This is a genomic window from Variovorax monticola (assembly GCF_051216855.1).
Taxonomy (GTDB): domain Bacteria; phylum Pseudomonadota; class Gammaproteobacteria; order Burkholderiales; family Burkholderiaceae_C; genus Variovorax.
Genome location: NZ_JBPJZP010000001.1, coordinates 648305 through 666942, shown reverse-complemented (window position 1 = coordinate 666942; position 18638 = coordinate 648305). Strand labels below are relative to the sequence as shown.

Here is an 18638-nt window from a genome sequence, read left to right as displayed (position 1 = left end):
ACAAGAAGTCGGTCGGGCGAATTCGCTTGGATGGCAGCACGATGTAGCGCGAAAGAATAGTCAATTCGTCGGCTTTCGCTTTGAAGTTCTTACAACTTCAGCGCCGTTCATGCTGCTTTCCGACGGTAAAGTGCCCGTCTCCCGGTTTCGGATTGTCCGTGACCCTTTCTGCGTTCTCTTGTTTCCCCCAGCTCGCCTCTCATGTCCAACCTCATCGTGCGCGGCGGTACGCCGCTCCGCGGCCGCATCACCCCTTCCGCCAACAAGAACGCCGTGCTCCCGGTGCTCTGCGCCACCCTGCTGACCTGGGAGCCGCTGCGACTGCACGGCGTGCCCGACATCACCGACGTGCGCAAGATCCTCGACATCTTCCGCACCCTGGGCAGCGAAGTGCACATGGACCACGACACCGGCACGCTCGAACTGCACCACCGCGAGACCAGCTTCGACGCGGCGCGCCACCGGTTGCCCGAGGAAATGCGCTCGTCGATCATGCTGGTGCCGCCGCTGCTGGCGCGCTTCGGCGTGGCGCGGCTGGAAGACAACGTCAAGGGCTGCACGCTGGGCGTGCGCGAGATCGATCCGCACGTGGAGGTCTTCCAGCGCTTCGGCGGAGAGGTCGAGCGCACCGAGGGCTCGCTGCTGGTGCACAGCAAGGGACGCCTCACGCCCACCGACCACTGGCTGGACTACGCCTCGGTCACCACCACCGAGAACTTCGTGCTGTGCGCGGCCGCCGCGGGCGGCACCTCGACACTGACCAATGCCGCGTCGGAGCCGCACGTGCAGGAGTTCTGCCGCTTCATGGCGATGATCGGCGTGCGCATCGAGGGCATGGGCACCTCGCGGCTCACGGTGCACGGCGGCGGCGCGCTGACGGGCGGCGAGTTCCGCTTCGACGAGGACTTCCACGAGATCACCACCTTCCTGGCGCTGGGCGCGATCACCGGCGGCGACGTGGTCGTGCGCAACAGCGCACCCGAAAACTTTCCGTTGCTGGACCGCACCTTCGCGAAGTTCGGCGTGCAGATCGTGCATGAAGGCGGCTGGTCGCGCGCCATCCGCACGGGCCCGCTGAAGGTGCAGACGCCCTTCACGAGCAACGTGCTGACCAAGGTCGAGGCGGCGCCGTGGCCCTACTTTCCGGTCGACCTGCTGCCGATCTTCATCGCGCTGGGCGTGCGCGCCCAGGGCAACGCGATGTTCTGGAACAAGGTGTACGACGGCGCGCTGGGCTGGACCGGCGAGCTCTCGAAATTCGGCGCGCACGTGTTCTCGTCGGACCCGCACCGGCTCATCACCTTCGGCGGCAATCCGCTGACACCCGCGGTGGTCGAAAGCCCCTACATCATCCGCGTGGCCATTGCGCTGTTCATGGTGGCGGCGAGCATCGAGGGCAAGTCGGAGATCCGCAACGCCGCGCCCATTCGCCGCGCGCATCCGCGCTTCGTGGAGAACCTGCGCAGCCTGGGCGTGCAGGTGGAGTGGACCAGCGAAGAGTGATGCGAGCAGTGACGCGAAGGGGGCCCGGGCCTCAGAACGACGGCACGGGATTCTTGCCCTCGGTCAGCACGTAGGCGCCGTTGCGCCAGGCGTACACCAGCGTGCTGTCGACAGTGTCGACACGGCTGCCTTGGGCGTTGGCGGTTCGCTCGCCCTTGAAGGCGATGCGCATCTCGCCCGGCGTGGTGTCGTCGGCACCGGCCACGAAGCTGGGCGTGCCGCTGATGTCGTAGCACTCGCCGTTCGCGGGCTCTTCGGGCTTTTGCGACTTGAGCACCTTCTCGCAGGCCTCGTCGGCGCCTTCGTTGCTTGCCGACAGCGCAATGCTCGGCGTGACCACGCGCACCTTGCCCGCTTCCAGCGCATACACCGACAGCCACTGTCCGCAGTAACCCTGCCAGCAACTGCCGCTGGTGATGGTCAGCGCAAAACGCTGCGGCGCCACGCGCTCCACCTTGGTGGTGCCGAGGTTGCCCATGAAGCCGAGGTAGTCGACCGCGTCGCTGCGACTCACGAGCTTCCAGCCGTCGGCGCCCTGCGCGAAGAAGTAGGCGCCGAGCCATGCGCCGCTCGCGTGGCCGTCCATGGCCTGGCCCTGTTCGTCGACCTGCACGGTCTCGGTCAGCATCACGGCGTGGGTGTCGTCCAGCTTCACCACCTCGCGCGGCGACACGCGGGCCTTCTGCTCGGCGGCGCTGCCGGGCACGGTCTTGCCGTCGTTGCCGATCTCGGGGAGCGAGACGATGTCGGGTTGCTGCGGCGTGGCGTTCGGGCTTTGCGAATCGGGGAACACCAGCGCCATCAGGTCGGCGCGCCGCAGCGTGGCCGATGTGTTCGAGCGTGCGGCGCCAGCCGCCGTGTTCGCAACGGCAGGTGCGGTCGCAGGCGCAGGTATGTCGCGCGACGCGACGGCGTCTTGCTTCTGCGGGCAGCCGCCGAGTGCCAGGAGGCCGGCGGCAGCAAGGGCGACGGCGGCAGGGCGATGCAACGGCTTCGGGAGAGCGAACGGGGACGGTGTCTGGGAGAGGCGGGGCATGGCCCTATTTTGCCGAAGCCGCGCGGCGATGACCCTGCCACCACGGCGACCTCCGGCTTGGCGAGACAATGCGCGGCATTCGACGACGCGCAACGCAAGACAAGGAGCCTTCGCATGACCACGCTGCAGCAACTTCTGGGCACGGACCTCCCTCTGATCCAGGCGCCGATGGCCGGCGTGCAGGGCAGCGCGATGGCCATCGCGGTCAGCAACGCAGGCGCGCTCGGCTCGCTGCCCGGCGCCATGCTGAGCCCCGACGTCATGCGCAGCGAACTGGCCGCCATCCGCACCGGCACCGGCAAGCCCTACAACGTCAACTTCTTCTGCCACACGCCGCCGGTGCCGAGCGCCGAACGCGAGGCCACGTGGCGCTCGGCGCTGGCGCCGTACTACGTCGAGTTCGGCATCGACGCGGCAGGCATTTCCGCCGGCCCTGGCCGCAACCCCTTCAGCGCGGAGGTGGCCGACCTGCTGGCCGAGTTCCGTCCGCCGGTGGTGAGCTTTCATTTCGGGCTGCCGTCCGAAGCCTTGCTGGCGCAGGTGCGCGGCTGGGGTGCGAAGGTGCTGGCCTCGGCCACCACGCTGGACGAGGCGTTGTGGCTCGAAGCGCACGGCGCCGACGCGGTCATCGCGCAGGGGCTCGAGGCGGGCGGGCACCGCGGCCACTTCCTGTCGCACGACCTGACGAAGCAGCTCGGCACCTTCGCGTTGCTGCCGCAACTGGTGCGCGCGGTGAAGGTGCCGGTGATCGCCGCGGGCGGCATCGTCGATGCGCACGGCGTGGCCGCGGCCATGGCGCTGGGCGCGGCGGGCGTGCAGGCGGGCACGGCCTACCTCCTCACGCCCGAGGCGACGACCAGCGCGCCGCACCGCGCGGCGCTCAAGAGCGAGGCCGCGCGCCACACCGCGCTCACCAACCTCTTCACCGGGCGGCCTGCGCGCGGCATCGTGAACCGCGTGATGCGCGAGCTGGGGCCGCTGGGCGCGGTGGCACCCGAGTTTCCGCTGGCCACCTCGGGCATCGCGCCGTTGCGCGCCAAGGCCGAGGCCAAGGGCAGCGGCGACTTTTCTCCGCTGTGGTCGGGCCAGAATGCCACCGGTTGCCGCGAGGTGTCGTCGGCCGAGGTCACGCGCGCGCTGGCGGCGGGCTTTCGCTGACCGCTGCGACATTCGCATCGAATCTTTCACATCTATCCCGGCACGCCCGAGCGCCTGACCCATGACCCAACTCCACCTGCCCCTCAAGTTTTTGGAACACCCAGCCCAGCCCAGCGTGCGCGAGCCCTGGCTGCTGGTGCTGATGCACGGCGTCGGCAGCAACGAGCAGGACCTGTTCGGCCTGGCGCGCATGCTGCCCCCGCAGTTCCACGTGCTGAGCCTGCGCGCGCCCTACGTGCTGTCGCCCGATTCGTATGCGTGGTTCGAGTTCCAGGTGCTGCCCGACGGCGAGCGCCACATCGATGAAGTGCAGGAGCGCGAAAGCCGCTTCCTGGTCGGCGAAATGATCGCCTCCGCCGCGCAGCAGCTCGGCGTGCCGCCCGAGCGCGTGGTGGTCGGCGGCTTCAGCCAGGGCGGCATCATGGCGCTGTCGCTGCTGCTCACCAAGCCCGAGACCGTGCGTGCCGCGATGGTGTGGCACAGCCGGCTGCTGTCGCAGGTGGTGTCGCAGGTGGCGCCGCCCGAGGCTTTCGAGGGCAAGGCGCTGTGGGTGAGCCATGGCAGCGCCGACAACGTGATTCCACCGAGCGCTGCGCAGGTCACGCGCGACCTGGCGCGCACGCTGCCGCTGACGCTGTCGGGCGCCGACTTTCCGGGCGCGCACGAGCTGCGCCCGGCCGAGCTGCAGGCCACGATGGCGTGGCTGCAGTCGCTCAGCGGGCCGACGAGCGTGCAGGCCGGCGCAAACTGACCGTCGCGTCCGCCGGTCAGTAGCCGAGCGTCGCTGCCGCGGTGCTGCGCCCGCCGGCGCCCGAGGCCTGCTGGAAGGCCTGCGTGATGAGGCCCGTGGTGGTGCCCGCGAAGTAGCGTGCGCCCCACTGGGCGTACTTCGCCTCGTCGTCCGGTGTGAGCGCGATCACGCCGCCGCAGTTGCCCGCATCGCGAATGGCGCACAGCGCGCGCTGGATGGCCGCCTCGACTTCGGGCGCCTTCCAGTTGTTGTCGAAGCCCATCGCATGCGAGAGGTCGTTCGGTCCGACGAAGACCGCATCGACGCCGGGCACCGCCGCAATCTCGGCGGCCTGTTCGACGGCTTGCGGCGTCTCGATCATCACGATCAGCGCCACGCCCGCATTGCTGCGCTCGGTGTGCGCCATGCCGGGAAAGGCGCCGTAGCCGGCGGCACGCGGGCTGAACGCGCTGCCGCGCCGGCCCGTGCGCGGGTAGCGCACCTGCTGCACCAAATCGCGCGCTTCTTCGGCGCTGCCCACCATGGGAATCTGCACGCCGCTGGCGCCCATGTCGAGCACGCGCGAGATGTCGTGGCGCAGGCAGCGCACCACGGGCACGATGCCGCTCGCGCGGGCGGCGCGCAGCATGTGCTCGGTGGTCTCCAGGTTCGCGCTGCCGTGCTCGTTGTCGAGGATGACGAAGTCGAAGCCCGCGTAGCCGCACATCTCCACGATGGCCGGGCTCGGCAGCGAATTGAACAGCCCGCGCAGGCGCTGGCCGCTTTTGAGCAGGGCGGGAAGGCGTGTGTCCAGCGGGTGGGTCGGGTGTCGGGGTTGGTCGGCGGTGCTCATTCGATGCTCACGTGGTTGGTCTTGATGAGTTCGGCGAACTTCAGGGTTTCGTCCTGGATGAACTTGCGAAAAGCCTGCGGCGTCATCGGCTTGGGCGTGAAGCCTTGCGCGGCCAGCCGCTCCACGACACCGGGCGTGCGCAGCACCGCCACCACCTCGGCATTGAGCCACGTGACCACCGGCGCGGGCGTCGCGGCCGGTGCGAGCAGGCCCAGCCAGGTCGCCGCCTCGAAGCCCGGCACGCCCGACTCGGTCAGCGTCGGCAGGTCGGGTGCCAGCGGCGAGCGCACGGCGCTGGTCACGGCCAGCGCCTTGGCCTGGTTGTTCCTGGCGAATGCGAGCGCGGTGGTCATGTTGTCGAACTGCATGTCGATCTGGTTGCCCGCCAGGTCGACCAGCGACTGGCTGCTGCCCTTGTACGGCACGTGCACCGCCTTGCCGCCGATGCGGTTCAAAAACATCAGTGCCGTGAGGTGTTGCGAGGTGCCGTTGCCGCTCGAGCCGTACGACACCGCATCGGGCTTCGCCTTGACCACCGCAATGAGCGACTTCACATCGGTCGCGCCCGATTTGTTGCCCGCCAGCAGCACCAGCGGCGTGCTCGCGAGCTCGGTCACGGGCGCGAAGTCCTTGTCGACGTTGTAGCTCAGCTTCTTCAGCAGCGTGGGGTTCACCGACAGCGCGGTCTGCGTGCCCAGCAGCAGCGTGTAGCCGTCGGGCTTGGCGCGCGCGACGAACTCGGTGCCGATGCCGCCGCCCGCGCCGGCCTTGTTGTCGACCACTACGGCCGTGCCCCAGCGCTTGCCGAGTTCCTCCGCCACCAGGCGCGCGACGATGTCGGTGGCACCGCCCGGCGCGAAGGGCACGACGATGGTGACGCGGCCGGTGGCGGGGTAGCCGCCCGGGCCGTTGGGCGTCTGTGCCGAAGCAAGGTTGCAGATGCCGCCGACGAAGGCCAGTGCGACGGCCGCCCGCACTGCGGTGCGGCGCAGGTGCATGACGGGTGTGAGGGGTGTGAGGGGTGTGTGCTTCATGCTGTCTTTCTCATTCGGCCTGGATGCCCGCGTCCTTGATGACCCTGCCCCACTTCACGATCTCCGCCTGCTGGAAGGCCGTGAAGGCCTCCGACGTGCGCCCGTCGGGCTCCACGCCCAGGCCGCGCAGCTTGTCCTGCACATCAGGCATCGCGACGATGGCGGCAATCTCGCGCGCCAGCCGCTCGACCACCGGCTTGGGCGTGCCCGCAGGCACGAACACGCCCTGCCACGACTGCATCTCGAAGTTCGGCGCGCCCGCCTCGGCCAGCGTGGGCACGCCGGGCAGGCTGGCCAGCCGCTTCGCCGAGGTCACGCCGAGCACCTTCACGCGCTTGCCGTCGATCATCGGCCGCGCGGCTGCCACGGTCTCGAACACCATGTCGATCTGCCCGCCGACCAGGTCGACGATGGCCTGCGAGCCGCCCTTGTAGACGATCTGGCGCATGCGCGTGTGCGTGATGTTCTCGAACAGCTGGCCCGACAGGTGCTGCGAGGTGCCGGGGCCGGCGGTGCCGTAGGTCAGGCTGTCGGGCTTGGCCTTGAGCTCGGCGATGACTTGCGCCACCGAGTTGAAACGGCTGCCTTCGGGCACCACGAGCACGTTGCTCACCATGCCCACGAGGTTGACCGGCACGAAGTCCTTCACCGGGTCGTAGCCGAGGCTCTTGTTGAAAAAGGGGTTGACCGCGTGCGTGGTGATGGTGCCGCCCATCACGGTGTAGCCGTCGGCCGGCGCGCGCGCCACGGCCTGCGTGCCGACGATGCCCGACACGCCCGGGCGGTTGTCGATGATCACCGGCTGGCCCAGGCGCTCGCCCAGGTGCTGGGCGACGAGCCGTGCCACGCCGTCTGACACGCCGCCGGGGGAGAAGGGCACGACGTACTTGATCGGCTTGGTGGGCCAGGCAGCCGGCTGCGCGTGGGCAACGCCGGCAACGGTGGTCAGCGCGGCGAGTGCGGCAAGGGCCAGTGCGGCCAGCATCGTGGGGCGGATTCGGGGGCTCATGGGTTTGTCTCCTGGAATGAAAGAAATCGTCCCGCTCAGGCGGGCTTCGAAGCAGTGGTCTTGCGGCGCGGCGTGGAAGGACGGGGCGCCGCGCGCACCGAATCGCGCTCGACCACGCGGCAGGGAATGACCACGTTGCGCGGTTGCGCGTCGTCCAGCATCTGTTCGTGCAGCAGCTCGACCGTGGCCTCGACCATCGGCTCCACGCCCTGCACCACCGTCGTGAGGCGGTAGGCGCCCCAGGCCGCCTGCGGCACGTCGTCGAAGCCGACCACGCTCACGTCCTCGGGTACGCGCAGGTCCAGCTCGTGGCGCAGCACGTCCATCACGGCGATGGCCATGTGGTCGTTGGCCACGAACACCGCGTCGGGGCGCTGGGTGGCGGGAAGGCCGGCGAACATGGCGCGCGCCGCGTCGCGTGCGCGCTCGAAGCTGTAGTGGCCCACCTCGCGGCGGAACACCGGCACGCCGGCCGCAGCCAGCGCGTCGTTGAAGCCGCGCTCGCGTTCCAGGTTGGTCGACGACTTCTCCAGCCCCGCCAGAAACGCGATGCGCTTGTGGCCGCGCGCGAGCAGCAGCTCGGCCACCATGCGCCCGCCTTCGCGGTTGTCGGAGGTGACCGAGCTGGTGGTGTGGCGCGCGAAGGCGCTGGTGTCGGGCACGCGGTTGAACAGCACCACCGGCACGCCCGAGTCGGCGCACTGGCGCGCCAGGTCGGGCGACAGCATGGCCGAGGCCATGACGATGCCGTCGATCTGGTACTGCAGGATCTCGTCGAGCACGCCGTCGGTCTCGTCGCCGTCGCTGATGAACATCAGCACGTGGTAGCCCTGCTTTTGCAGCTTCTGCGACAGCTTCTCGATCACCAGCGGATAGAACTGGTTCTCCAGGTAGCCCATGACCAGCGCAATGATGCGGCTGCGCCGCGTGATCAGGCTGCGCGCCATGGCGTTGGGCCGGTAGCCCAGCGACTTGGCCGCGATCATCACGCGGGCACGCGTGTCTTCCGCCACGCTCGCGCCCGGCGTGAAGGTGCGGCTCACGGCCGACTGCGACACGTTGGCGAGCTTGGCCACGTCCTGCGCGGTGGCGTTCGACCTCATGCCGCGCTCCAGCCGCCGTCGAGCATCAGCGCGCTGCCCGTCATGAGGCTCGACGCCTCGCTCGCCAGGAACACCACCGCGCCCATGATCTCCTCGGTCCTGCCCAGGCGGCCCAGCGCGATGCGCTCCGTCACCCAGCCGCGGAACGCGGGGTCGGCGAACATGCCCGCCGTCATCGCGGTCTCGATGAAGGTCGGGCAGATGGTGTTCACGCGAATGTTCGCCGGGCCCAGCTCCCAGGCCAGCGCCTTGGTCATGCCCTCGATGGCGTGCTTGCTCGCGCAGTACAGCGTGCGGCGCGGGCTGCCGACCACGCCCATCTGCGAGGAGATGGTGACGATGGAGCCCGGCAGCTTCGCCGCGAGCAGCCCGCGCGCCACCGTGCGCGTGACGTACAGCGTGGCCTTCACGTTCAGGTCGAACACCGCGTCGATGTCTTCGTCCTGCACCTCGACCAGCAGCTTGGGCCGGTTGAGGCCGGCGTTGTTGACCAGCACCTGGAACGGCTCCATGGCGCCCAGCGTGGCCGTCACGGCGGCCGGGTCGGTCACGTCGAGCGCCAGCCAGTCGCACGCGCCGCCTTCGGCGCGGATGGCCTCGCAGGCTTCGCGCAGCTCGTTCTGCGAGCGCGCGGCCAGCGTCACGTGCGCGCCGGCGCGGGCCAGCGCCGCCGCAGCGGCCAGGCCGATGCCGCGCCCCGCGCCCGTGACCAGCGCGCGCTGGCCGTCGACACGAAAGCCCGGCGAGCGTGGCAGTGCGCTCGTCACGACAGCGCCGGCACCGGCTGGTACCACGGCACCTCGGCGCGCGTGCCGTAGCGGCGCACGCGCAGGTTGGCCTGCTCGCCGTGGCCGGCGAAGTTTTCCATGTGGCACAGGCGCGAGCAGTACTCGCCCATGAGCGCGCTGGCCTCGTCGGTCAGCACCTTCTGGTAGGTGCAGGTCTTCAGGAACTTGCCGACCCACAGCCCGCCGGTGTAGCGCGCGTTGCGGTTGGTGGGCAGCGTGTGGTTGGTGCCGATGACCTTGTCGCCGAAGCTCACGTTGGTGCGCGGGCCGAGGAACAGGGCGCCGTAGTTGGTCATGTGCGCCAGGAAGTAGTCGGGGTCGCGCGTGAGCACCTGCACGTGCTCGAAGGCCAGCTCGTTGGCCTTTTGCAGCATCTCTTGCTGCGTGTCGCAGACGATCACCTCGCCGTACTCGGCCCAGCTCACGGCGGCGATGGCGGCGGTGGGCAGTATCTTCAGCTGCCGCTCGATCTCGGCCAGGGTGGCGTGCGCCAGCGGCTCGCTCGTGGTCAGCAAAATGGCGGGCGACGTGGGGCCGTGCTCGGCCTGGCCCAGCAGGTCGACGGCGCACATCTCGCCGTCGGCCGTGTCGTCGGCGATCACCAGCGTCTCTGTGGGGCCGGCGAACAGGTCGATGCCCACGCGGCCGTAGAGCTGGCGCTTGGCCTCGGCCACGTACATGTTGCCCGGGCCCACCAGCATGTCGACCGGCGCGATGGTCTGCGTGCCCACGGCCATGGCCACCACGGCCTGCACGCCGCCCAGCACCAGGATTTCGTCGGCGCCGGCCATGGCCATGGCCGTGACGATGGCCGGGTGCGGCGCGCCCTGGTAGGGCGGCGCGGTGGCCACGATGCGCTTCACGCCGGCCACCTTGGCCGTCAGCACGCTCATGTGGGCCGAGGCCAGCAGCGGGTACTTGCCGCCGGGGATGTAGCAGCCCACGGCGTCCATGGGAATGTGCCGGTGGCCGAGCACGACGCCGGGGTAGGTTTCGACCTCGACGTCCTTCATCGAGTCACGCTGGATCTGCGCGAAGTTGCGCACCTGTTTCTGCGCGAAGGCGATGTCTTCGATCTCGCGCGCCGACAGGCTCTTGCGGGCCTTCTCGATGGCATCGGCCGAGAGCCGGAAGTCGGCGGGGTTCCAGTTGTCGAACTGGCGGCTGTAGTCGCGCACGGCAGCGTCGCCGCGGGCTTCCACGTCCTTGACGATGCCTTCGACGGTGGCGCGCACCTTGGCGTCGTCGTCGGCCCGCACTTGCACGTCCTTGCCGCGCTTGAGGTATCTGATCATTCGGTTTGCCTTCGGGTTGGGTGTTGCATACGAATGCAATGTCGAAAGCTTGCATTCGTATGCAAACAGGGAAAACCCTTGGGTGTGCCGAACAGCGCGCGCATTCGTGCGTTCACAGGGCGTTACGTCGCCAGGGCTCGCCCGCCACCCGAATTGGTGCACCATGGCTTTTCCCCATCCCTGACATTCCTCGAAAAGGAACCCCACCCATGCCCGACCGCGACGACCGCGACGCCCCCGACTTCCGACCCCGCCGCGAAATGCCCACAGGCGCCATCGTCGTGGCGGTGCTGGTGCTGCTGGCGGCCGCATTCTTCGGCTGGCGCTGGTTTCAGCAGCAACAGCAAACGCTCAAGGAGCCCGTGCCCGTGGCCGCCGCACCCAACGACGCGCCGGCCGTGCCGCCACCGCCCGCGGCTGCCGAGCCCACGGGGCCGAAGAACCCGGTCGATGCACTGGCGCCAGCCGACGCCGCGCTGCCCAAGCTGGCCGACTCCGACTCGCGCGTGATGAAGGCGCTGGCCGGGCTGCTCGGCGCGAAGAACGCCGAGGCCTTTTTGCGCTCGGACGGCATCGTGAACCGCTTCGTGGCCACCGTGGACAACCTCGCGCGCGAACAGGCCCCGGCCAATGCGTGGCCGGTGCAGCCCACGGGCCAGCGCTTCATCACCGAAGGGGAGGGCGAAGCGCAGGCCATCTCGGCCAACAACGCCGCGCGCTACAACGGCGTCGTGCTGCTGGCCCAGTCGATCGACCCGGCCAAGGCCGCGGCCGTGTACGCCAGGCTCTACCCGCTGTTCCAGCAGGCGTACGAAGAGCTGGGCTACCCGGGGCGCTATTTCAACGACCGGCTGGTCGCCGTCATCGACCACCTGCTGCAGGCGCCCGAGCCCACAGGCCCGGTGCTGGTGCGGCTGGTCGAGGTGAAGGGCGACGTGCCTTCGCAGCGGCCGTGGGTGCGCTACGAGTACGTCGACCCGCAACTGCAGTCGCTGTCTTCCGGCCAGAAGATCATGGTGCGCATGGGGCCGGAGAACGAGCGCAAGGTGAAGGCCAGCCTGCGTGGGCTGCGCCAGCAGATCGCCACGGGTGAGGTGGCGAACGCTGCGAACGGGGCCAACGCCGCGAAGAAAAAGCAGCCCTGATCAGCCGCCCTTGAGCGCCTGGACGTCGACGCTCCACATCGCCGCGTCGCTGGTCGATACGGCCACCGCGCCGGCCGCCAGCGCGCTGCGCACGTCGTTGGGCGTGCTCACGAAGCCCGAGGCCACGATGGGCGGCAGCGCATTGCGCTCCTTGATGGCGATGTGCGAGAGCATCGGCGCGGGCATCAGCTGGACCAGGTTGGGATCGCTCTGCTCCAGCGCTTTCACGCTGCGCGGCCAGGTCGAGCGGTCGGTCACGAACACCTTCTGCATGGTCAGCAGCCCCGCCCGGTTGGCGCGCTGGATGGTGGCCACGCGGGTGGACACCAGGCTGGTCGCGCCGATCTCGGCCAGGTAGTCCACGCCGCCCTTGTCCGGCGAGATGCCTTCGCAACTGTCGATGTTGACGATGACGATCTTGTCGGCGCGCGTGATGGCCGCCACCACGGCCTGCAGCTTGCGCAGCTCCACATTCGCGACGATGGCGATCTCGCTCGGGCTGTCGATGAAGGCGTCGATCTGCTCCGCCCCGTAGAGCGTCGCGATGATCGGGTGCCGCGCAAGGCGCGCGCCGAGAGATCGGTCCATTCGATGAAACTCAGTCTGCGTGGGTGGGCAACGTGTCGGTGAGGCCGAGCTTGCCCGGGTTCAGGATGTTCTTCGGGTCCAGCGTGCGCTTGAGGGCTTGCAGCACCGGGAAGGCACTGCCCAGCGAATCGGCCATGTAGGGAGCACGCAGCAGCCCCACGCCATGGTGGTGGCTCAGCGCGGCATTGTGGCGCACCAGCACCGCGTTGGCGGCGTCCCAGGCAGCGCGGTACCAGCGGGCGCGGTCGGCCACCTCGACCTCGCCGCGCAGCGAGAAGTACAGGCAGGCACCGTCCACGTAGGCATGCGACTGGTGGGCCGAACCGGCCAGCGTGCCGGGCACCGCGTTGATGGCGGCCACCACTTCGTCGTAGATGGCGGGGAGGTCGCTCCAGCGGCCGCTCATCTCCAGCGTGTCGGCCACGAAGCCTGGGCTGCGCTTGAAGCCTTCCGCGCTCTTGCCGGTGAGGTAGCGCGTGTCGAGCCAGCGCTCGAAGATTGCCGGGCCGTCGAGCTGGCGGCCGAATTCCTTGCACACGCGTTCGCTGATGGTCATGACGGCGTCCACCATTTCCGGCGCGCCTTCGTCCGCGATCAGCAGCACGTGCGTGTCGGACAGCTCGAACTGCACCTTGCTCTCGAGTGCGTCGTACAGCCGCAGGGCGGCCGGGTTGGCGCCACGCTGCATGATCTCGCGGCAGGCTTCCAGGCCGGTGGCGAAGCTGTCGAAGCCGTAGGCGATGGCGCGGCCGTAGTCGGGCAGGCGGTGCAGCTTCAGCCGCACGCGCACGATCACGCCGAGCGTGCCTTCCGAGCCGATGAACAGCTGCTGCAGGTCGGAGCCCACGGCCGCGCGCGAATAGCCGCCCACCGTGACCAGGCTGCCGTCGGCCAGCACCACGTCCATGCCGAACACCATGTCCTCGATCTTCCCGTAGCGGGTGGACAGCTGGCCCGCGCCGCGGCAGGCGACCCAGCCGCCGACCGTGCTGATGCCGAAGGACGACGGCCAGTGGCCCATGGTCATCCGGTGGTCGCGCTGGATGGTTTCCTCGAACACGTCGCCGAACATGCCGGCCTCGACCTCGACGATCTGGCTGCCGGCGTCGAAGCCGATGAACCTGTTGAGCTCGCACACGTCCAGCACGATGCCGCCGCGCACCGGCAGCGCCGCGCCGGTCACGTTGCTGCGCCCGGCCGACACGGTCACCGGAATCGACGCGGCGTGCGCGATGCGCATCACGGCCTGGATCTGTTCGACGGTGGAGGCACGCACGATCACGGCCTGCGGCGTGGCGGGCTTGCCGCCGGTTTCGCTGACCATCGAGCCGGCCCACCAGTCGCGCGTCCATGCCACGACGTCTGCGGTGCCGGTCAGCACCTCGTCGGCCGCCTGGCGCAGCGCCTCGATGTGCGCGGCTGCCACCGGCACGGGGGCGCGTTGCAGGCCCGCCGGGCCGTCGGTGGCGGCGATCGTCCTGGCGTAGGCCGGCGGCGTGTGCGCGCCCACGACGTAGTTGCGGCGGTTGTAGCCGCGCTGGATGGCGTCTTTGCTGATCATTTACTTCACTCCCATAAGGATGGATTTTTCATGCTCGATGGCGGCGCGGTAGCTGCTGACCTGCCGCGCCGTTTCCGAGGAAGACAGGCCGAGTTCGGCCTGCAGGATTTCGCCCACGCGCGCTGCCGCGCGGCCCGAGGCGTCGCGTGCCATGAGGCGCGCGCGGATGCGCCGTGACAGCACGTCGTCGACGGTGCAGGCGAGTTCATGGCGCACGGCGTAGACGATTTCGGCCTCGCTGTGCGGCAGGCCTTCGACGATCTGCCTTTGCAGGCCCGGATCGGCGTGCAGGATGTCGGTGACGAAGCGCGCCTCCGTGCCGTAGCGCTCGCCCAGGTGCGCCGCCATGCCGCCCGAGGCGGTGATGGCCTGCGCGTCGTAGCCGGCGGCGCCCAGCAGGAAGGCCGACTTGGTCTTGCAGCTGTTGCGCCGGCCCAGCACCTTCTGCGCGGCGTCGATGGTCTGTTCGGCCATGTGGCGCGACGTTGTCAGCTTGCCGCCGACGATGGTCAGCAGCCCGTCCGAGGCGGTGCGGATCTCGTGGTTGCGCTTGATCTCCAGCGTCTTGCCGCCCGGCGGCGCCACCAGCGGGCGGCAGCCGGCGATGCTGCCGACCACGTCTTCGGCCCGCAGGTCGGTCTTCAGCGCGGAGCGTGCGCCGTCGAGCAGGAAGTCGAGCTCTTCGCGCGTGCAGCACACGTCGTCGAGGTTGCCGGTGTAGTCCTCGTCCGTGGTGCCGAGATAACAGACGTCGCCCCAGCGCGTGATGGTCGCGCGCCGATTGCGGCCCGGCACCGGAATGGTCACGGTGCAGTCGTTGCGGATCTTCAGCCACGGAATGGCCACGTGCACGCCCTTGGCGGGGCGCACGTTCAGCGTCTTCTCTTCGTTCTTCCTGCGGCCGTCCCAGTCGCGCAGCCACACGCCGGTGGCCATGACGACCACGCCGGCGCGCACGCGGATCTCGCGGCCATCGGCCTGCACCACCGCGCCGTCGACCTTGCCGTGCCCGTTGCGCGTGATCTCCACGGCCTTGGCATGGTTGAGCACCGCCGCGCCGTGGAAGGCGGCGGTGCGCGCGATGTTGAGCGTGAGCCGCGCATCGTCCACGCGCGCATCGAAGTACATGAAGCCGCCGGTCAGGTGTTCTTCGCGGAAGGTGGGGCAGTGCGACAGCACCTCGGCCGTGGACAGCTTCTGGTGCAGGATGCCCTCGCGCCAGCCGCCCGCGATGTCGTAGGTCCACAGCAGGCTCTCGAAGGCCTTGGCCAGGCGCTTGTCGAACACGCCTTCGCGTTCCATCACCGGAAACAGGAAAGGCAGGCGCTGCACCAGGTGCCGTGCGTTGCGGCGCAGCCGCTGGCGCTCCAGCAGCGAGTGGCGCACCAGTCCGAGGTTGCCCTGCTCGATGTAGCGCAGCCCGCCGTGGACCATCTTCGACGACTTGGAGGAGGTGCCGAAGGCGAAGTCGTCCTTCTCCACCAGCGCCACGCGGTAGCCGCGCAGGCTGGCGTCGAGCGCGGCGTAGGCGCCGGTGACGCCGCCGCCGACGATCAGCATGTCGAAGGGTTCGTCGGCCAGGCGCGTGAGCTGCTCCTGCCGGTTCAGCCGCAGCGGCTCGGTGGTCGTCATCGCGGCGCGGTCCTTGCCGGGCCGCAGGGATGGGAAACCCATCATGAGGGGAGTTCTCCTGTCGAAAGGTTCTTGAAATGGCGCGCGTGCGCGAGTTCGGACGCGACGCGTGCGTGCCACAGGGCGCGCCGCGCCTGACGCTCGCCGCCGTCGATCTGCGGCTCGAACACCGCGTCGTTTTCCAGCGTGGCGCGGGCCTGCTGCAACGAGTCCCACAGCAGGCCCGAGGCGCCGGCGAGAAATGCGATGCCGCGCAGGCTGGCGCGGTCGGTTTCCTTCATGCGCCGCACCGGCATGCCGGTGAGGTCGGCCTGGATCTGCAACAGCGCGGAACTGCCCGACAGGCCGCCGCCGACCACCAGTTCGGACACGCGCACGCCTGAGACCTCTTCGTTCGACTGGATGCACGAAGCCACCGAATGCGCGATGCCTTCGAGGATGGCGCGTGCCACCTCGGCGCGCGTGGTGGCCATCGAGATGCCGGTGAGCGAGGCCCGCGCGGCGGGCTCCATCGCGGGCACGCGCAGGCCGGTCAATGCGGGAATGAAGGTGACGTCGCGCGAGCTGCCGGCGGTGGTTGCGAGCTGGCTGATCTGCGCCGCGTTGTCGAACCACTGCAGCTTGTCGCAGACCCAGTTCAGTGCGGAGCCTGTGGTCGCCACGAAGGTCTCCACCGCGAAGTGCGACACACCTTGCGCGCGGCGTGCCGTCATGGTGAGCGTGCCGTCATGCAGCCCGGCGTTGGCAGGCTGCACCGGGCCGGTGATCACGTCGACGAAGCTGCCCGTGCCGTGCACGCACATCGCCTGTTCGCGGTCGAGGCAGCCCAGGCCGATGGCGCCCGCATGCTGGTCGCCCGCGCAGGCCAGGATGGGCACGTCGATGCCCAGCAGGTCGGCGCGGGTGCGGCCGAACAGGTCGGCGTCCTCGCGAAGTTCGGGCAGCAGCTCTTGGGGGAAGCCGAGCGCTTCGATCCAGTCGAGGTGGTAGCGGTGCTCGGCCAGCACGTAGGCGCTGCCCGAGGTCACGTTGGTTGGGGTGGTCACGCAGGCGCGCTGGTCCGACAGGTGCCACAGCAGCCAGCTGTCGATGGTGCCGAAGGCCAGCCGGCGTTCGTCGAAGGCGCGCGCCACCGCGGGCGTTTCGCGCAGGTGGTGCGTGGCCCAGAGGTAGGGGGAGCGCACGCCGACCGGGCGGCCCATCTGCTTCACGAGCAGCGTGTCCCACCGCGGTGCGAGCCGGTTCAGCTCGTCGACGTAGCGGGTGTCCTGCCACACCATGGCGGGCACCAGCGCGCGGCCGGTGTGCGTGTCCCACAGCACGGCCGAACAGCGTTGCGTGGCGATGGCGAGCGCGGCGATGCGCTTGTGCTCGGCGTGCGCGCGCGCGATGGTCGTGCGGCACACGGCCAAGGTCTTGTCGAGGATTGCGTTGGCGTCCTGCTCGACCACGCCGGGGCGTGGCGTGTCGACCTGCAGCGGTGCGTATTCGAGGCACGACACGTGCCCGTCGCGGCCGACCACGGCCGCCCGGGTGCCCGAGGTGCCTTCGTCGATGGAGAGGATCACGTCCTCGGTGAAGGACTTCATCAATGCATCTTTCCCACGGCGGGCTGCAGGGGTTCGGAAAGCGCGCGCGCGTCGTCCTTGAACTGCGGCGCGCCGGCTTCGTTGTCTGGGTTGATGGTGGTGCGGGTCGGGTCCCAGCGGATCGCGAAACAGATCACGCTCGCGACGAGCGGCACCACCGACAGCACGAGGAAGGTGTGCTCCAGCCCGTACTTTTCGCGGAACAGCGGGAACACCAGCAGCCCGAGCGCCGCGCCGATGGACCCCAGCGCGCCGATGATGCCGTTGGCGCCCGCGCGCAGCTCGCTGCGGAACGACAGCGACGACAGGCTCTTGCCGTTCGCACCTGGCCCGCCCGAGTGGAACAGGATGAACAGCGAGGGCACCGTCACCGCCAGCCACAGCGGCATGCGGCCGTGGAACAGGCCCAGCGTGAGCAGCATGACGAACACCATCGCGAAGCCGAAGGCCGAGGCGCGGCGCAGGCCGAGCTTGCGGCCTATCCACGGCGAGAGAAAGCCGCCGAAGATGCCGAACACGTTGAAGGCCAGCGCGCCGAGGGTGGCCTGGGCGAAGTCCTTGCCGAACAGCGTCGCGCTGATCAGCGGCAGGTACCAGCCCACCGCGAAATACTGGATCGACTGGCCGACCTGAACCGTGGCCGCGAGGATGGTGCGCTGCAGGTACACGCCGCGAAAGATCAGCAACACGTTGGCGGCGCCGCGGCGCGCCTGGTTGAGTACCGGCAGGCGTTCGTTGTTCGGTGCGGCAACGAACAGCCGGCCGTAGATGCGGCTCATGGCCTTGGCGGCTTCGTCGAGCCGTTCCTTGCGGGCCAGCCAGACCGGGCTTTCAACCAGCAGCGCGAACTGCAGCACCAGGATGGTGACGCCGAAGACCGCGGTCGCCGCCACCGAATAGCGCCAGATCGCGTCGCCCACTTCCCACGAATAGAACACCAGCGCCAGCAGCAGGTTGGTGCAAACCGCCGCGTACCACATGCCCTGCCAGGTGTTGAGCCGGCTCTTGAGCTTGGCCGGCGTGAACTCGGCCAGTACCGCCATCGCGATGGCGAAGTCGATGCCGTAGGCCGCGCCCACGAAGAAGCGGCCGACCAGGATCATCTCGAAGCTGGGCGCGAACACCACCAGCACCGCGCCGATCACGGCCAGCAGCTTGGCCAGGATGAGCGGGCGGATGCGGCCCCAGCGGTCGGCCATCCAGCCGCCGATGGGATTGAACGCAATGGCGACCCACGAGGCCATCGAGGTCATCAGCGCGACCTGCGCGGCGCTGAGCGACAGGTTGCGCGTCATCGGGCCGAGGCCCGCGCTCAATGCGGAGTTGGAAAAGGCGTCGAGGAAAAGTCCGCCGAGCGCGAGCCACCAGATGACGGCGGCCCGGCCGACGATGCCCTGGCGTGAATCCAGGTAGGCGATGACATCGTCGATGCCGCGGATCTTGATCGCGTTGGGTTGCACAGTTGTCTCCATTGGAATAATCCGCAAGAGGACAAACGCAAACCATGCAGGCGCGACAAAGCCATCTCACAGATGGTCTTTAAATCTGAACCTGTACGTAAATTTTAAGTGCGAACTTTTCGCTGAGTCAACGAAGGCCGAGGCAGTGTTAACC

Annotated in this window: 16 protein-coding genes; 4 read left to right on the top strand and 12 right to left on the bottom strand. The window is 69.1% G+C overall.

The features are described 5' to 3' along the window. The first annotated feature begins 201 nt into the window (after nt 1–201). A complete protein-coding gene (locus ACSFA5_RS02985; RefSeq protein WP_435442517.1) occupies nt 202–1503 on the top strand; it encodes a UDP-N-acetylglucosamine 1-carboxyvinyltransferase in 1302 nt (433 codons plus the stop codon). A gap of 31 nt (nt 1504–1534) precedes the next feature. Here ACSFA5_RS02985 and ACSFA5_RS02980 read toward each other — a convergent pair whose 3' ends face one another. Beyond that, nucleotides 1535–2539, bottom strand: a complete 1005-nt coding sequence (locus tag ACSFA5_RS02980; protein WP_435442516.1) for a hypothetical protein — start codon at nt 2537–2539, stop codon at nt 1535–1537. 114 nt (nt 2540–2653) lie between these two features. On the opposite strand from ACSFA5_RS02980, the gene ACSFA5_RS02975 reads away from it, so the two are divergent. Then, a complete protein-coding gene (locus tag ACSFA5_RS02975; RefSeq protein ID WP_435442515.1) occupies nt 2654–3697 on the top strand; it encodes an NAD(P)H-dependent flavin oxidoreductase in 1044 nt (347 codons plus the stop codon). Nucleotides 3698–3758: 61 nt separating this feature from the next. Continuing rightward, nucleotides 3759–4448 carry an alpha/beta hydrolase gene (locus ACSFA5_RS02970; RefSeq protein ID WP_435442514.1) on the top strand — a complete coding sequence of 230 codons (690 nt, stop codon included), beginning with the start codon at nt 3759–3761 and terminating at the stop codon, nt 4446–4448. A 16-nt stretch (nt 4449–4464) separates the two neighbouring features. Here ACSFA5_RS02970 and ACSFA5_RS02965 read toward each other — a convergent pair whose 3' ends face one another. The 6 genes from ACSFA5_RS02965 to hisD are packed head-to-tail and all read right to left on the bottom strand — an operon-like array spanning nt 4465 to nt 10509. After that, a complete protein-coding gene (locus ACSFA5_RS02965) occupies nt 4465–5280 on the bottom strand; it encodes an HpcH/HpaI aldolase family protein (protein WP_435442513.1) in 816 nt (271 codons plus the stop codon). Beyond that, nucleotides 5277–6314, bottom strand: coding sequence for a Bug family tripartite tricarboxylate transporter substrate binding protein (locus ACSFA5_RS02960; RefSeq protein WP_435442512.1), 1038 nt, complete (start codon nt 6312–6314; stop codon nt 5277–5279). Before ACSFA5_RS02960 ends, ACSFA5_RS02965 begins: the two co-directional genes overlap by 4 nt. 10 nt (nt 6315–6324) lie before the next feature. Next, complete coding sequence (locus tag ACSFA5_RS02955; protein ID WP_435442511.1) at nt 6325–7323, bottom strand: Bug family tripartite tricarboxylate transporter substrate binding protein; 999 nt, start codon at nt 7321–7323, stop codon at nt 6325–6327. 35 nt (nt 7324–7358) lie between these two features. Next, nucleotides 7359–8426, bottom strand: coding sequence for a LacI family DNA-binding transcriptional regulator (locus ACSFA5_RS02950; RefSeq protein WP_435442510.1), 1068 nt, complete (start codon nt 8424–8426; stop codon nt 7359–7361). Further along, nucleotides 8423–9193, bottom strand: coding sequence for an SDR family NAD(P)-dependent oxidoreductase (locus tag ACSFA5_RS02945; protein WP_435442509.1), 771 nt, complete (start codon nt 9191–9193; stop codon nt 8423–8425). Before ACSFA5_RS02945 ends, ACSFA5_RS02950 begins: the two co-directional genes overlap by 4 nt. Beyond that, nucleotides 9190–10509: a histidinol dehydrogenase gene (hisD, locus tag ACSFA5_RS02940; RefSeq protein ID WP_435442508.1), complete on the bottom strand. Its 1320-nt coding sequence runs from the start codon at nt 10507–10509 to the stop codon at nt 9190–9192. Before hisD ends, ACSFA5_RS02945 begins: the two co-directional genes overlap by 4 nt. A gap of 209 nt (nt 10510–10718) precedes the next feature. Between hisD and ACSFA5_RS02935 the strand changes: the two genes are divergently transcribed. Beyond that, nucleotides 10719–11654, top strand: coding sequence for a DUF3014 domain-containing protein (locus ACSFA5_RS02935; RefSeq protein WP_435442507.1), 936 nt, complete (start codon nt 10719–10721; stop codon nt 11652–11654). Here the strand turns inward: ACSFA5_RS02935 and ACSFA5_RS02930 are convergent, their stop codons facing one another. Genes ACSFA5_RS02930 through ACSFA5_RS02910 form a run of 5 tightly spaced genes read right to left on the bottom strand, consistent with a single transcriptional unit; the run spans nt 11655 to nt 18484 of the window. Continuing rightward, nucleotides 11655–12242, bottom strand: a complete 588-nt coding sequence (locus ACSFA5_RS02930) for a glycerol-3-phosphate responsive antiterminator (protein ID WP_435442506.1) — start codon at nt 12240–12242, stop codon at nt 11655–11657. 10 nt (nt 12243–12252) lie between these two features. Further along, nucleotides 12253–13803 (bottom strand): FAD-binding oxidoreductase, encoded by a 1551-nt coding sequence (locus ACSFA5_RS02925; RefSeq protein WP_435442505.1) that lies wholly within the window; start codon nt 13801–13803, stop codon nt 12253–12255. Continuing rightward, nucleotides 13804–15480, bottom strand: coding sequence for a glycerol-3-phosphate dehydrogenase/oxidase (locus ACSFA5_RS02920; protein ID WP_435442504.1), 1677 nt, complete (start codon nt 15478–15480; stop codon nt 13804–13806). After that, entirely contained in the window at nt 15477–17024 is a 1548-nt protein-coding gene (locus ACSFA5_RS02915; RefSeq protein WP_435442503.1) for an FGGY family carbohydrate kinase, read from the bottom strand. The genes ACSFA5_RS02920 and ACSFA5_RS02915 overlap by 4 nt, the downstream gene beginning before the upstream one ends. Beyond that, complete coding sequence (locus ACSFA5_RS02910; RefSeq protein ID WP_435442502.1) at nt 17024–18484, bottom strand: MFS transporter; 1461 nt, start codon at nt 18482–18484, stop codon at nt 17024–17026. The genes ACSFA5_RS02915 and ACSFA5_RS02910 overlap by 1 nt, the downstream gene beginning before the upstream one ends. Between the last annotated feature and the right edge of the window lie 154 nt (nt 18485–18638).